This is a genomic window from Pseudoalteromonas sp. NJ631, assembly GCF_000276645.1.
GTDB lineage: Bacteria > Pseudomonadota > Gammaproteobacteria > Enterobacterales > Alteromonadaceae > Pseudoalteromonas > Pseudoalteromonas piscicida.
Window position 1 is genome coordinate 155,856 of sequence record NZ_AKXJ01000004.1, and the last position, 14,363, is coordinate 170,218.

General features: G+C 42.4%; 14 protein-coding genes. 9 read left to right on the top strand and 5 right to left on the bottom strand.

Annotation, left to right across the window (positions count from 1 at the left end; translation table 11 throughout):
* Nucleotides 1-3 precede the first annotated feature (3 nt).
* From A587_RS0109430 to bioD, 3 genes are read left to right on the top strand one after another with little or no spacing between them, the layout of a single operon-like run.
* The gene (locus A587_RS0109430) at nt 4-1,146 is read left to right on the top strand and encodes an aminotransferase class I/II-fold pyridoxal phosphate-dependent enzyme (RefSeq protein WP_017217372.1); all 1,143 of its coding nucleotides are present in this window, start codon (nt 4-6) and stop codon (nt 1,144-1,146) included.
* Nucleotides 1,143-1,922, top strand: coding sequence for a methyltransferase domain-containing protein (locus A587_RS0109435; protein ID WP_017217373.1), 780 nt, complete (start codon nt 1,143-1,145; stop codon nt 1,920-1,922). Before A587_RS0109430 ends, A587_RS0109435 begins: the two co-directional genes overlap by 4 nt.
* Entirely contained in the window at nt 1,919-2,614 is a 696-nt protein-coding gene (gene bioD / locus A587_RS0109440; protein WP_017217374.1) for a dethiobiotin synthase, read from the top strand. Before A587_RS0109435 ends, bioD begins: the two co-directional genes overlap by 4 nt.
* 246 nt (nt 2,615-2,860) lie before the next feature.
* On the opposite strand, the gene A587_RS0109445 is transcribed toward bioD, so the two are convergent.
* Nucleotides 2,861-4,366, bottom strand: coding sequence for a hemolysin-type calcium-binding region (locus A587_RS0109445; RefSeq protein ID WP_017217375.1), 1,506 nt, complete (start codon nt 4,364-4,366; stop codon nt 2,861-2,863).
* 187 nt (nt 4,367-4,553) lie between these two features.
* Complete coding sequence (locus A587_RS0109450; protein ID WP_017217376.1) at nt 4,554-4,757, bottom strand: hypothetical protein; 204 nt, start codon at nt 4,755-4,757, stop codon at nt 4,554-4,556.
* Between the two features lie 114 nt (nt 4,758-4,871).
* Here A587_RS0109450 and A587_RS0109455 point away from each other — a divergent pair, with 114 nt between their 5' ends.
* Nucleotides 4,872-5,351, top strand: a complete 480-nt coding sequence (locus A587_RS0109455; protein WP_017217377.1) for a GNAT family N-acetyltransferase — start codon at nt 4,872-4,874, stop codon at nt 5,349-5,351.
* Nucleotides 5,352-5,395: 44 nt separating this feature from the next.
* Here A587_RS0109455 and htpX read toward each other — a convergent pair whose 3' ends face one another.
* Together htpX and A587_RS0109465 are read right to left on the bottom strand one after the other, a co-directional pair.
* On the bottom strand, nt 5,396-6,256 hold the full coding sequence (htpX, locus tag A587_RS0109460) for a protease HtpX (protein WP_017217378.1): 861 nt from the start codon (nt 6,254-6,256) through the stop codon (nt 5,396-5,398).
* A gap of 147 nt (nt 6,257-6,403) precedes the next feature.
* The gene (locus A587_RS0109465) at nt 6,404-6,928 is read right to left on the bottom strand and encodes a TetR/AcrR family transcriptional regulator (RefSeq protein WP_017217379.1); all 525 of its coding nucleotides are present in this window, start codon (nt 6,926-6,928) and stop codon (nt 6,404-6,406) included.
* A 129-nt stretch (nt 6,929-7,057) separates the two neighbouring features.
* Between A587_RS0109465 and A587_RS0109470 the strand changes: the two genes are divergently transcribed.
* The 4 genes from A587_RS0109470 to A587_RS0109485 all read left to right on the top strand — a co-directional run bounded on the left by A587_RS0109470 (nt 7,058) and on the right by A587_RS0109485 (nt 11,869).
* On the top strand, nt 7,058-7,264 hold the full coding sequence (locus A587_RS0109470) for a hypothetical protein (protein ID WP_017217380.1): 207 nt from the start codon (nt 7,058-7,060) through the stop codon (nt 7,262-7,264).
* Between the two features lie 132 nt (nt 7,265-7,396).
* Nucleotides 7,397-7,879 carry a 5-(carboxyamino)imidazole ribonucleotide mutase gene (gene purE / locus A587_RS0109475; protein WP_010372883.1) on the top strand — a complete coding sequence of 161 codons (483 nt, stop codon included), beginning with the start codon at nt 7,397-7,399 and terminating at the stop codon, nt 7,877-7,879.
* 1 nt (nt 7,880) lies between these two features.
* Entirely contained in the window at nt 7,881-9,029 is a 1,149-nt protein-coding gene (locus A587_RS0109480) for a 5-(carboxyamino)imidazole ribonucleotide synthase (protein WP_026000944.1), read from the top strand.
* Between the two features lie 356 nt (nt 9,030-9,385).
* Nucleotides 9,386-11,869 carry a S9 family peptidase gene (locus tag A587_RS0109485; RefSeq protein WP_017217382.1) on the top strand — a complete coding sequence of 828 codons (2,484 nt, stop codon included), beginning with the start codon at nt 9,386-9,388 and terminating at the stop codon, nt 11,867-11,869.
* Between the two features lie 26 nt (nt 11,870-11,895).
* Here A587_RS0109485 and rrtA read toward each other — a convergent pair whose 3' ends face one another.
* Nucleotides 11,896-12,480, bottom strand: coding sequence for a rhombosortase (rrtA, locus tag A587_RS0109490; RefSeq protein WP_017217383.1), 585 nt, complete (start codon nt 12,478-12,480; stop codon nt 11,896-11,898).
* An 82-nt stretch (nt 12,481-12,562) separates the two neighbouring features.
* On the opposite strand from rrtA, the gene ggt reads away from it, so the two are divergent.
* Entirely contained in the window at nt 12,563-14,323 is a 1,761-nt protein-coding gene (gene ggt, locus A587_RS0109495) for a gamma-glutamyltransferase (RefSeq protein ID WP_017217384.1), read from the top strand.
* Nucleotides 14,324-14,363 lie beyond the last annotated feature (40 nt).

Genomic DNA, 14,363 nt, shown 5'->3' on the forward strand with positions numbered 1-14,363 from the left:
TCAATGTCGTTTGAGTATATTCAATCTGCCTTAGCTGCCCGTCACGCTGAAGGGTTGCTAAGAAAGCGCATTGTGGCTGAAAAGGCCTCTGCAAGTAGAATTCAAATTGCTGATCAGCAATATATTAACTTTGCCAGCAATGACTACCTGGGACTTGCAGACTCGTTGGAGTTTAATACGCTCGCATGCACTGAAGCCGGAAGCCGAAGTTCGGCGCTTGTTACGGGTTATCTTGATATTCACCGTCAGCTAGAAGATAAGCTTTGCAGCGTTTTGGGTTATGATGCAGCACTGTTGTTTCCAAGCGGTTTTGCTGCTAATACCAGTGTGTTAAAGGCATTGTTCACGCCCCAAGAAAAGCAATTAAGCGCTGCGGTGTTCCAAGATAAACTCAACCATGCCAGTCTGTTAGACGGTGGTTTAGCGGGCAGCGCTAAGTTTGTTCGCTTTAATCACAATGATTTGACGCACTTAAGGTCTCGATTAGAAAAAACCAAAGCCGACAGTAAACTCATTGTGACTGAAGGGGTGTTTTCTATGGATGGAGACAAAGCGCCAGTGTCTGAAATCAGTGTGCTGGCAAAGTCTCATTCTGCGTGGCTCATGGTCGACGACGCTCATGCATTTGGCGTTGTGGGAGCGCAAGGACTTGGCACGATTGAAAGCGGCATTAAACCTGAAATTTTGGTGATCACCTTTGGTAAAGCGATGGGCTGTCAAGGTGCTGCGGTATTAGCGAGTCATGATGTGATAAATTACATGACGCAATTTAATCGTGAGTTTATCTATACAACGGCGTTGTCGCCTATTATGGCAAGCGTTGCATTATGCCAACTGAATAAATTGCTTGCTGCATCTGAAGCGAGACACAAATTACAAGTAAACATCGACTATTTTAAGTCGTTAGTTGCACAAACCTGCTTATCTCCTATTCCAAGTGATACGGCCATACAGCCTCTTGTGTATGGTAGCAGTGAAAATGTATTAGCGGCGCAACATAAACTTAAGGAAAAGGGACTTTGGGTTGGGGCTATTAGGCCACCAACGGTGCCGCAAAATACCGCAAGATTGCGAATTACAATAACGGCACAGCACAGTCACGAAGATATAGATAAATTAGTTTCGGCCTTAGTGGAGGGAGCATGAGCAGAGCACAAAAGACGCAAACAGCAAAGTGCTTTTCAAAAGCCGCGCAATCATACTCTCAACACGCTAACGTGCAAAAACAGGCCGCAGATGTACTCTTTTCACGTTTAACACAGCAAAATAGCGAGCTTGGAGCTGTGCGTATGTTTCCTAGGTTGCTCGATTTAGGATGCGGGCCACATGAAAACTTTCATAGATTAAACGCCTTCACGAATCATTATGTTGGAGCGGATCTTAGCTTAGCGATGTTGGCAAGCGCTGAAAATACGACAAATAGTGTTTGCTGTGATATGGATAAACTCGCTATTCAGTCACATTGTATCGATTTGATCTTTAGTAATTTTGCAATTCAGTGGTCTAATTCCCCGCAAGCGTTGTTTGCGCAGTTGTATGAAGTACTAAAAAAAGAAGGACGAGTGTTGCTAAGCTCAGTGCTAGACGGCTCGTTAAACGAAATCGATAGCGCATGGCGAGCCATCGATCAGTGTGGCCATATCAATTCATTTTATTCGCTGTCTGCACTTAAATCCTTTGCGCTACAGGCCGGATTTGCTGTGACGTGGGCGGATGAAGCGTTATTGATTGATAGTTATGACACGCCAATAAAGGCGTTGCGCTCGGTAAAAAATATCGGTGCCAACGATGTAAAAACCGCTTCTCGTCGACAAGGTTTGTTAGGAAAATCAGCCTACGCTCAGCTGCTGAGCAGTTACCCTGAGAGTGAAACTGGTTTTGATGTAAGTTATCAAGTCGGATTTTTGGAGTTAAGGAAATGAATCAAGCATATTTTGTAACTGGGACCGACACTGAAGTAGGTAAAACTTATATTTCTACTCTATTACTGAAACTGTTAGCCAAGCACGGCAAAAAGGCTTTTGGCTTTAAGCCGATTGCGGCAGATGCTGAAGAGGCATTTGGTGAACTAGTGAACGTTGATGCTATCAGTTTAATGGAAGCTGCGACGGTGCACGGTACTTACGAGCAAGTTAACCCATTTTGTTTTGCACCACCAATTGCCCCGCATATTGCAGCCAAACAGGTAAATGTTGACATTACAGTAGATAAGCTACACGAGCGCTATAGTGAGATTCAGCAACTGGGCGCTGAGTATATATTATGTGAAGGTGCAGGTGGCTGGGCACTGCCCATTAACGACAATGAATATCTGTATGATTGGGTCGTCAAAGCACAACTTCCCGTTATATTAGTGGTTGGCATGAAGCTAGGCTGTTTGAATCATGCGTTTTTAACGGCAGAATCTATCAAGCAAAAAGGGTTGAATTTGGTGGGGTGGATAGCAAATCAGATTGACCCTGAGATGTCTGTATTTGAAGAAAACCTTGAAAGTTTAAAGCTTCGCCTAGACTGTCCGCTGCTTGCAACAGCGCCTTACAGTGAGGGCACACCAAAGCTACAGCTTCGCTCAGCGTTACTAGAGTTGTTTGAGCTTAAATCAGGCACCAGTTAATATTAAATAACCTGAATTCGGGATAACAATTTGTTCTTTAGCAGCTGTTATCCCTTACTACTGCGTTAAATTTGCTGCAATAGTCCAGCTATTGACGCACAAATTTGCCTTGTATTAAGAAATAACTTCTGGCTAGAGTGATATTACGCTTTTGAACTTAGTGATTTTAGTGGATTAACTAACTTCTTATCCCGAGTTCAGGTTAAATAAAGCGGCTTCTAAAAGTAGTAAGCCGCTTTGAGTCTGTTAATTACAACCTTTTTGAATGGTTTGTGTTGTCACACTGACCTCAAAGTCATTGTAATCATTATCGTTTTGATCTTCCCAACGTTGGTTGGTGCCTGAGACTTGGTACTTGGTTGATAGTGTATTGCTGTTACCATCGATAGCGAGCACATAGGTAAAGGATTGTCCTTGAAGGATGTCATAGCTGCTGGCACTTCCGTATTCATCAAGCAATTTAATATACTGGCCATTTACTTTGATACCCCAGTCATTATTGAATAATGAGTCTTCTCTGACGAACGCGTAATTAATCCGCGTGTAGTTGTCAGGCACACATGCGGTTTCATTGTCGAGTATGTTTCCCGATAGGGTTTCATTGCCTGAGGTATTACTCGCGCCTGTTACGCTCAAAGAGAGTTCCCGATCGCCAGTGTACTCAGCATCATCTATTGTTGCTATTTGAATGGTAGCAGTTGTGCTGCCCGCAGGTATTACCAATGAAGTAGATGGTGCTACGTAGTCATTTGATTGCGATGTCACATCATTGACCGCCACCGAAAAGCTGACGTCCTGCTCGAAGACCTTACTTAAGGTAATTTGATAGCTAAGGGTACTTCCTTCATAAACCGTGTTTTCAATACTCGTTAACGTAAAAGACGGTGGCGAAGGAGGGGTTGGTGTGCCGCCGCAACCAGAAACGGTATAGCATGTACTGCTACTATTTGGGTTATATGCGAGGTCATTTATTCGTATTGGTAATGTATTGATATAACAGGTGTTTCCTGTATCAGGGTTTAATTTATAAATCGCGCTTTTGTTGGTGTGTCCAGCGTCATTAATGATAACGCGACTGATAATAAGCTCTCCGTTACTATTAAGGCTTGCCCCCGTAACGGCAGTTAGGTCGTGATCAGATAATTTAGTCACAGAAAAGTCGTTGATATTAACTTGGTAGACGGCTGCACTGGTGACTAGGATTAAGCGGCCATTATAAAACTCAAGATCGCCGCGGTATTTTCCCGCCAATGAGGGGAGATCCGAGAGTTTAGTCGCGTCGCCTGTGTTTTTATCTATGCTGTAAATAGAATCGTAACTCGTTCCAATGAGTCTATCGTTTGTGCTGTCATATGCCAATCCCACCAAATAAGCCGTTCTACCGACAATGGTATGAGAGGTTCCATCAAAATATGCCAGTTGAATATAGCGATGTTTGTTACCTTCAATGGGAATATCTGTGTCAGCTGGTAAGTTTAGATGACTGGTATCAACTTTATAGTCGATTGGCCTTGGTGCGGATGCATAGTACCAACGTGCACTGCTAGTATCATAGGTGAGTGCAGCTGAACTAAAAGCGGCTAAACTATTGGCGCTGGCTTGTCCTGCACCTTCATCTAGGCCAAACAAAATACCAATATCGCCACGGCCAGCGTTAATACCAAAAACCTGACCTGGGCAACTATCTGCATAGGTGTATGTGGAAAGTAATGTTGAGAGTAAACCAAGTGTTGTGAGTGATGCTTTTAACATAGCAGGAACCCTAAAAAGTTTATGTCCTGTAACTTAAAACAACACAAAGCAATGTCTTCGCAATTAAGTCCAACTCAATGCGATGACTTAATCCTTTAAGGCGGGCGCTTCCATTATTGACTTTGCAATCTAGCGCCATAATTGATCATAATTTACACTTTTACAACAGTGGGATAGTTAAAAAGTATTAATTACTTGATTCTTGCCTATTTTTAAAGTTTGGCAATAATGACTCGACGATTTCATTTGCTGAGATGGTATAGCGTACACCAGAGAACATCACTGATGCGTTTTCATCGATCCCTGTAATGCCCGTTAACGTCCAACCTTCACCTCTCTCTGGGCAGTAAACCTTTGTCGTTGGGGGGATAACGGTGAACTCTTGACTCATATTCATTCTCCAAAAATGCTAAATTATAAAACAATACAAGCGATCATAATATTGAAGGTGTATTTGCTGCGATAAGTGCTACCATTGCGGCAGATACTTAGACCTGAGCATTTTATGGAATTTGAAACACCAAGGCTAGTCATCAGGCCCATAAGGCACAAAGATAATCCGCAGTTATTAGCGCTACTTAATTTACCGCAGGTAAAAGCGTATAACGATTACGGCGACAACCTCACTGAAGTAGACCTTAAATGCATGATCCAAATGGATATTGAGCGTCAATATGAAGGCAGAGGTGGACGCTTTTGCCTCGTGTGTAAAAGCACTAAAGCGGTGATTGGTTGTATTGGTTTCTATCACGAAGACGGTTACATTGAGGGCCTACATATTGGCTATGAATTACTGCCTGATTATTGGGGTAAAGGTGTGATGTTTGAAGCTTTACGTTGTCTATTTGCGAACAAAAGCCAGATTGAGTTTGAGCTCAATGTGGTTTTGGCGCATGTATCGGCTGCTAATCACCGTTCATTAAACCTACTCAAGCGTTTAGGGTTTAGCGCTGTTGGAAATAATCTGTATAAAATTGAGCTATAAAAAAGGGCAACTTAATCGTTGCCCTAATAAGAATTTGAAAAGAATTACGAAAGTGCCCTAATTCTTTCATCAAGTGGCGGGTGAGACGCAAAGAAGTCTGCAATAGACTTACCTGAAGCAATACCAAAAGCCATCATTGAGCCTTCTAATTGCGATTCATGGTTGTGCTTCAAACGCTCTAGTGCTGAACGCATTTTTTGCGCACCGACTAAATCCGCTGCACCTTTATCAGCTGCGAATTCTCGTTTACGGCTAAAGTAAGCGACAACAACAGAAGCCAAAATACCAAAGAGGATCTGGAATATCATATCAAAGATAAAATATGTCCAGCTTCCACCTGACTCTTCTTCATCGCTATTTAAGAAGTTGTCAACAATACCCGCCAATACTTTAGCGAAGAATATAACAAAGGTATTTACAACACCTTGGATCAAGGTAAGCGTAACCATATCGCCATTTGCAACGTGCGACACTTCGTGTGCAAGAACTGCCTCAGCTTGATCCTGATTCATGTTGTGGAGTAGGCCAGTACTCACAGCAACTAAGCTGTTATTTTTACTCGGCCCGGTTGCAAACGCATTCATTTCAGGGCTGTCGTAAATCGCAACTTCTGGCATCGCAATTCCTGCTTTTTTAGCTTGCTCTGCGACAATAGAAACTAACCAATGTTCAGTTTCGTTTCGTGGTTGCTCAATAACATGGGCACCTGTTGATTTCTTTGCAATCCACTTCGACATGTAAAGAGAGATAAAAGAACCACCGAATCCAAATACGGCAGCAATAACCATAATGCCTGTATAGCTTCGGCTAGAAATACCAAACACAGACATTAAGATAGATAACACAATTCCTAACACAAGCATTACTGCTAAGTTAGTGATAAGGAATAAGATGACGCGTTTCATTTTGACCTCGTTAGACAAAAATAAGGAACTAAGTAACTTTTCCCAAGCACTTGCTTATTACACTAGTCCTAGATGCTTTATATGGTCAGAAGTTCAAAAGCACAAGTAAATTCGTATGAATATTCAATAAAGAACACATCATACGGTTTATTGATTAACCAATTTCAGCTTCTGAGATAGGGAATGCAGCATCTGGTCAACAGAGCTATGCTCATTGCTTAACCCTTCTAATAAGGTCATAAAGTAGCAATCCATCATAACGGTTGCTTTCAACTCATTGTATTCCTGCTCACTGAATAACAAGTGTTTGAACAAATTGAGTTGTCCAGTAAAGAATTCGCTATGCCAAATAATCCCACAAAGCAGCTCCTTACTGAAATCTCTATTGCTAAGATAAAAAGCAAATAAATACTTTGCATAGTGGCGTAACTTTAAGCTGGCACTATGTTGCTCATCTGATGTTTTCGCTTCATTAATTAGTTCATCTATTTGGTTATGCATTGCGACTTTGAGCATGTCGAGCTTAGTGGGGAAGTGAGAGAAAACCGTTCCCGTTGCCACGTTTGCTGCTTGGGCAATTTGCCGAGTAGTAGTGTTTTCAAAACCATTGTCTTGAAAAAGTTGCCAACTAGCACTGAGAATTTTATTGTACGTAATTTCTCTTTTTTTCATATGGTTACCTTTTTATTTGCTAAGAGAGTGTAGCACAATTCCAGATTATTTAAGAGATAAAGTTTGCAAATAATGAGCGCGCTCATTATTATAATTGAGCGTGCTCATTAAATTTCAATAGGAGTTGTTATGCAATATTTGAGCTTATTCATCGGATACATTCTGTTCATCCCTTTTATCTTTTTTTACAGCTATATTCTTGGTCCAGCTTTAAAAATGGTGCTGATCCCAGGTGGCCTGGTGGTGCTATGCTTAATTATGGGTCCTAAAACGTTTTTCTCTCACTTTAAGCGTGCGAAAGCATTAAGTATTGAAGAATTGGTGGTGTCTAAATAACTCAGGGTGCCATCGCGTGATAATTGCAATAAGTTGATTCTTCGCATTAAAGACGAACTCAGGTATAATGCCCGCAGCTAAGGTGTGAAGGACCTTAGCCCTGTATCGTTCAAAATTAGTCGAGGAATTATTATGACCGTTGGCATCATTATGGGCTCAAAATCAGACTGGCCTACAATGCAACATGCAGCTGAAATGTTAGATAAATTTGGTATTGATTATGAAACTAAAGTAGTTTCAGCTCACCGTACTCCACAGCTTTTAGCGGATTATGCTTCGACAGCAGCAGAACGTGGGATCAAAGTTATCATTGCCGGTGCTGGCGGTGCTGCACACCTACCAGGTATGGCGGCAGCATTTACAAGTCTGCCTGTACTTGGCGTTCCAGTAAAATCAAAAACGCTAAATGGCGTGGACTCATTGCTATCAATTTGCCAAATGCCTAAAGGTGTTGCGGTAGGTACGTTAGCGATTGGCGACGCTGGTGCTGCAAACGCAGGTTTGCTAGCAGCTCAAATTTTAGGTTGTCAGCAGCCAGAAATTTTTGCAAAAGTAGAAGCGTTCAGAAAAGAACAAACAGAAACAGTACTAGCTAATCCAGATCCTGCGAAATAACATGAATATTCTTGTTTTAGGGGCGGGACAGTTAGCCCGTATGATGAGCTTATCGTCAACTCATCTTGATATAAAAGTGTTGGCTTATGATGTTGGCAGCCAAACGGTAATAAACCCCGTTACCTTTGCAACAACACCAGAGTCATTACAGCAAGCTATTGACAATGCTGATGCGATCACTGCCGAATTTGAACATATTCCACATGATGTTTTGGCGGTTTGCGAACAAAGTGGTAAGTTCTACCCTGGCGCAGAAGCAATAGCCACTGGTGGTGACCGCGCGAAAGAAAAAGCGCTACTAGATAAAACATCTGTTCCTTGTGCTCCTTTCAAAATCATTACTGATAAAGCGCATTTTCTCACAGCGATTGATGAATTAGGCATGCCGTTGGTCGTTAAAACCTGTCAGGCAGGCTATGATGGTAAAGGGCAATGGCGAGTAAAATCAGAGTCTGAAATAGATAGTACTTGGGACGAAATGTCCGAGTTTTTGCAAGCAGGCACTGAAGCACAGCCTCACTCTATCGTTGCTGAAAAAATGATACCGTTTGACCGTGAAGTGTCGATTATTGGTGTGCGCGCTAAAAATGGTGAATGTAAAATTTATCCGTTGACTGAAAACCAGCATACCAATGGTGTACTGACCTTATCAATTGCAGGTAAAGAGAAAGCCAATATTCAATCGCAAGCGGAAGACGCATTTGCGAAACTTGCGAATGCACTCGATTATGTTGGTGTACTTGCTATTGAGTTTTTCGATGTTGAAGGTCAATTATTGGTTAATGAAATAGCGCCTAGGGTACATAACTCAGGACATTGGTCTCAACAAGGTGCCCATGTAAACCAGTTTGAAAACCATATTCGTGCCGTTGCCGGTTTACCGATTGGTGAAACAAGGCTGCTTCGCCCAACCGCGATGATTAATGTGTTAGGGCAAAGTCACATTCCATCGCAAGTTCTTGCTGTTCCGGGGACAACCAGTCACTGGTATGGCAAAGATGCGAAACCGGGCAGAAAAATGGGGCATATCAACGTTTCAGCTGACTCACTTCATAAGTTAGGTGAGGCACTGGCAGAGCTTGCTGACATCTTGCCTGAAGCAGACTACCCAGGGGTCATGGAAACTGCTCAACAATTAATTTTGAATTAGTAATACTGTTTTTAGCAAAAAAGGTCCATTGTTAACTAAAAACCTAAGCTTCTGATAACTATTGAGTTAACTCATTCCTAGTAACAGAGCTCAGGGAATATATAAAAAATTTAATTTTTTTACTGTTATTTTTGGAACTCTTTTCTGATAGCGCGGTCTACTGTAGTGAGGCGCGGATAGGCCTCATTTCATACTCGTTGTCCATCAACGACTATGTGAGCGCAGAGAGTATTTGGCCAGCATCCCTATGCTGGCCTTTTTTTGTCCCACCCATCGTGCTTTTAATCTTAAATCTGTCGATATTCAGCTGGCTTTCTGCTTAAATTAAGCAAATTTAATTATTATAAGAAAGTCACATGTTGAAACTCTCTCTTATCTCGATAGCAGTCGCTTCAGGTTTATTCCTTTCCGGTTGTCAAACCACAGAAGTAAGCCCAAAACCACAACAAGTTGAATCCAACTCGCCAGTTCCACAAGTCGTTGCTACTCCCGTTGATTTTGGTGGTGAGCAGATCACCTTAAAACAAGCAATGGCGCATCCTGATTGGTTGGGAAGACAACCAGAAAGCGCGTACTGGGGAGCTGATAGCAAAACCGTTTTCTATAAACGTAAGCAAGCTGCTTCAGAGTTAAGAGATCTATTTAAAGTCAGTAGCGCACAAACAAGCGAAGCAGTTTCGCTGTCAGATTTGCATGCCGTTGGTGCTGCAAACGCGATTTATAATAAAGAGCGGACGCTACAATCTTATGAATTTAAAGGCAACATATTCGTTAAAAACCTGAAGTCTGGCGCTATGACACAAGTTACTCATTCTTCAAACTATGAGTATGCACCGCAATTCTTAAGTGATAACCGATTAGCTTACCGTTCAGGCAATGCGCTATTTGCGTTCGATTTAGCCACAGGCTTAACTAAAGAATTGGTAAAGTTACATTTAGCGGATAAGCCTGAAGGGGTGAAAGAGCCAAATGGATATATCGCTGAGCAGCAACACAAACTGATTCAATTCGTCGCGCTAACGCACAAAAACAGCAAAGATCGAGAAGCAAGAAATCAAGAGATAGAAGCAAATAACGCAAGCATCCAAGATAATCAGTTTTATCTAGGTAAAGGAAAAACGCTTATATCAGTTAGCTTAGCACCGACAGGTGACAAGTTAATCGCCGTGATCACAGATGATAAACCAAGTCGTTCCGATTCTGACATCATGCCTAACTATGTGAGTCAAAACGGTGACATTGATCCGGTAAAAGCTCGCCGCCGTGTTGCAGACACTAAACCAATGAGTTCTGATGTTATTTTCATTGATTTAGCAAAGTCAGAACAAGTTACGCTGAGCTATGATACTTTGCCTGGCTTTGATGAAGATGTACTAGCCGAGGTGAAACGCGAAAATGCTAAGGCCAAAGGTGAATCATATAAGAGTGAAAAAGCCCCACGTGATATCAACCTGATCGACACATGGGGCTGGAGTCAATCCGCTATCCAATGGAATAGTGACGGTTCTCAAGTCGCAGTGATGCTTGGTGCTTGGGATAATAAAGACAGATGGTTAGCAACGGTTGATTTTGATAAACAACAATTCGTTTCTCAGCACCGCCTACACGATGATGCATGGATCAATTATACCTACAATGATTTTGGTTGGTTAAGCAACCAAGACGCGTTGTACTATCTTTCTGAGCAAACTGGATATAGCCAGCTTTATGTTAAGCCGCTTAACGGCAAAGCGAAAGTAATGACTTCAGGGAAGTTTGTGGTTTCTGAACCAACCTTAACCCACGATAGTCAATTTGTTTATTACAAAGCAAATAAAGATCACCCAGGTTTATACGAAATTTATCGCGTTAATTTAGCTAGCGGTGAAGATGAGCAGTTAACCGATTTGGATGGCCTGACTGATTACCAGCTAAGCCCAGATGAGCAAAAGCTGTTGTTAACTCACTCAAAAATCATGATGCCTCCTGAGCTTTATGTGGCGGATGCAGCGCCAAAAGCAGCGGTGTCACGACTCACTAATACGGTCTCAGATGCGTTTTTAAATAAGAAGCTAATTGCACCTAAGATTGTCGCGGTTCCTTCAAGCCATCAAGGTGAGCCTGTCTACGCAAAAGTATATTACCCGGCAGATTATCAAGAAGGCGAAACAGGTAAAAATCGTAAGGCTGTGATCTTTAACCATGGTGCGGGTTATTTGCAGAACTCTCATATGGGTTGGTCTAACTACTTTAGAGAGTTTATGTTCCATTCACTCCTCGCGAGCGAAGGCTATGTCGTCATGGATATGGACTATCGCGGCTCTAAGGGCTATGGCCGAGATTGGAGAACGGCAATCTATCGTCATATGGGTAAACCAGAAATCGAAGATTTGGCAGACGGTGTCGAGTGGATGGTGAACAACGCTAATGTTGATCGTGGCGCTGTAGGAACTTATGGTGGTTCATACGGCGGCTTTATGACATTTATGGCGCTATTTACTCAGCCGGATCTATTTCAAGCAGGCGCGGCTTTACGTCCAGTCACCGATTGGGCCTATTACAATGACCCGTACACCTCAAATATTCTTAATCGCCCAGATGTAGACCCAATTGCATACAAACGCAGTTCGCCTATCTATCATGCTGAAGGTTTGAAAAACAAGCTTCTGATCAATGCACCTATGGTTGATGATAACGTGTTTTTCCAAGATGTTGTGCGCTTGGTACAGCGCCTGATTGAGCTAGAAAAGGAAGACTTTGAAACGGCGATTTATCCAGTTGAACCGCATGGCTTTAGACAGCCATCAAGTTGGTTGGATGAATACCGTCGTATATACAAGCTGTTTAAAGAAAACTTGTAATTAAAACAATGGATAAAAAAGCCAGCTTAAGCTGGCTTTTTTGTTTTATAAAATAAATAGATAACAGCTAAAACCACACCACCAACTGCACCAAATAGATGTGCTTCAATGGCGACTCTCGAGTCTATCAGCTTAGCTACATCTGCGCTTGCACCAGCATATTGCTCCCAACACACCTTTGCCCACACACCAATAAACAACAGATATCCAGTTGTTAGCTTCCGCTTAATATCTTCAAGCGCTCCCCATACGATAAGCCCATGCAATAAGCCACTCAAGCCTGTATATACAACAATGTTTGGGGAAAATAGCAAGATCATGAGCCCGGTAAAGAGGCCAAGAAAAAATACATTCAGCCAATATTTTCTTAGAGTTGTATATTCGGCATGTAATAGCCAAATAAATAAGATCCCAAGCAGGTTTAGCATCAAATGATACCAATTACTATGGGTAAACTGACCGCTCAAAATACGCCATATTTCACCATCAGCAATTGCATTTCTGTCAAAATCTAAGTGTGGGCCAAGCCCGAACAACATTAGTATTGTTGACAATATCGCCAAAGATGCAGGGCCAATGAGATATTCTTTGTTCGTTGGAAGTTCAAACATACGATTTCACGTTATTATTTTTGCATATTGTGCCTAATTGCTTTTATGATGCCAAATATAAGACGTAAGCAAAGTGGGTATTATGAAACATACACTTGCATCACTAACCGTGATTGCCGCATTCAGCTTTTCAACCAACACCTTAGCTGAACAACAAAAAATCGAAATTAGAGAGCCGGAAGCCGCAACAGGTTTCCAATCTAAAGAAGCACGCACCGCAGAAAAGTACATGGTCGTTGCTGCCAACCCCTATGCGAGTAAAGCAGGTCAATTGATGCTCTCAAAAGGGGGAAGTGCGGTTGATGCTATGATAGCGACTCAACTTGTGCTTACATTAGTTGAGCCGCAATCTTCAGGCGTAGGTGGCGGGGCTTTTATCCTGCACTACGACAAGAAAAGCAATGAATTAATTAGTTTTGATGGTAGAGAAACTGCACCAAAACTTGCCGGCCCTGATCTGTTTTTAGATGATACGGGTAATGCGGTTAGATGGATTGAGGCTGTGGTGGGCGGTCGCTCTGTTGGTGTGCCTGGTATTCTGCACGCGTTTAAATCAGCACATGACAAATACGGTAAACTGCCATGGCAGGAATTATTCAAGCCGGCGATTGAATTAGCTCGAGATGGGTTTATCGTCTCTCCACGTTTAAATATGCTGCTTGAGAAAAAACTCAACCCAGGTTTGACAAAGCTCAGTCCTGCAAAAGAATATTTCTATCCGGATGGTAAAGCACTACAACCAGGAACCCTTAAAAAGAATCTGCCTTTGGCAAACCTATACTACAAAGTAGCAACGCAAGGGATACAAGCCTTTTATGAAGGGCAAAATGCCACCCAATTAGTGGAAGCTGTGCAAAAGTCTGAAATCGCACCTGGCAAATTGGCGCTGAGCGACTTAGAACATTATAAAAGCAAAACCCGAGACGCTATCTGTACGGAATATCGTGTATATAAAGTTTGCTCTATGGCACCGCCTAGCAGTGGTGGTATTGCCGTTTTGCAAATGATGAAACTGCTTGAACCGTACGACCTAGGTAAGTATAAGGCAAACGACCCAGAAGCCTTGCACCTCTTTACTCAAGCATCTCGCCTAGCGTTTGCCGATAGAGATTTTTACGTTGCTGATCCTGATTTTGTTGAAGTGCCAGCAAAAGCATTGCTTAACGAACAATATCTATTAGGCCGTAGCAAACTTATCGGTGAAATGGATAATCACGACTTTCCAGTAGGCGACCCAACTTCGGGCACACTCGCTTATGCTATGGATGATAGTTATGAATTACCTTCGACCAGCCATGTGTCGATTGTAGATGCAGAGGGTAATGCTATTTCTATGACAAGCTCGATAGAAATGGCATTTGGCTCGACGGTGATGGTCAACGGATATTTACTCAATAACCAATTAACCGACTTTGCGCTTTCTCCAAAAGTAGGGGATAAATGGGTCGCTAACCGGGTAGAAGCAAACAAACGCCCAAGAAGTTCTATGGCACCTGTAATGGTGTTTAACAAAGATGGGTCGCTTAAATTGATAGTCGGCTCACCGGGTGGCAGCCGTATTATCAACTATGTTGCTCAAACCTTAGTTGGTGTACTGGACTGGGGGTTATCTGTTCAGGCTGCGATTGATTTACCAAAAATCACCAATCGCAATAAGTACACAACGCTTGAAAAAGGCACTGAGCTGACAAAACAAGCATCTTACTTTGAGAAAAAAGGCCATGAAGTACAGATCCGCGACTTAAACTCAGGACTACATGCCATTGAGGTTCGTGGAACACATTTAATCGGTGGCGCAGATCCAAGAAGAGAAGGTGTTGCACTCGGTGAAAGCAGCGAATAAGCCGTGGTTTCTTAAGTGCTTTTAGGCTATAATTTTGCGT

Coding starts and splice junctions, on each gene's coding strand:
- A587_RS0109430 (WP_017217372.1), top strand. CDS start 4: ATGTCGTTTGAGTATATTCAATCTGCCTTAGCTGCCCGTCACGCTGAA.
- A587_RS0109435 (WP_017217373.1), top strand. CDS start 1,143: ATGAGCAGAGCACAAAAGACGCAAACAGCAAAGTGCTTTTCAAAAGCC.
- bioD (WP_017217374.1), top strand. CDS start 1,919: ATGAATCAAGCATATTTTGTAACTGGGACCGACACTGAAGTAGGTAAA.
- A587_RS0109445 (WP_017217375.1), bottom strand. CDS start 4,366: ATGTTAAAAGCATCACTCACAACACTTGGTTTACTCTCAACATTACTT.
- A587_RS0109450 (WP_017217376.1), bottom strand. CDS start 4,757: ATGAGTCAAGAGTTCACCGTTATCCCCCCAACGACAAAGGTTTACTGC.
- A587_RS0109455 (WP_017217377.1), top strand. CDS start 4,872: ATGGAATTTGAAACACCAAGGCTAGTCATCAGGCCCATAAGGCACAAA.
- htpX (WP_017217378.1), bottom strand. CDS start 6,256: ATGAAACGCGTCATCTTATTCCTTATCACTAACTTAGCAGTAATGCTT.
- A587_RS0109465 (WP_017217379.1), bottom strand. CDS start 6,928: ATGAAAAAAAGAGAAATTACGTACAATAAAATTCTCAGTGCTAGTTGG.
- A587_RS0109470 (WP_017217380.1), top strand. CDS start 7,058: ATGCAATATTTGAGCTTATTCATCGGATACATTCTGTTCATCCCTTTT.
- purE (WP_010372883.1), top strand. CDS start 7,397: ATGACCGTTGGCATCATTATGGGCTCAAAATCAGACTGGCCTACAATG.
- A587_RS0109480 (WP_026000944.1), top strand. CDS start 7,881: ATGAATATTCTTGTTTTAGGGGCGGGACAGTTAGCCCGTATGATGAGC.
- A587_RS0109485 (WP_017217382.1), top strand. CDS start 9,386: ATGTTGAAACTCTCTCTTATCTCGATAGCAGTCGCTTCAGGTTTATTC.
- rrtA (WP_017217383.1), bottom strand. CDS start 12,480: ATGTTTGAACTTCCAACGAACAAAGAATATCTCATTGGCCCTGCATCT.
- ggt (WP_017217384.1), top strand. CDS start 12,563: ATGAAACATACACTTGCATCACTAACCGTGATTGCCGCATTCAGCTTT.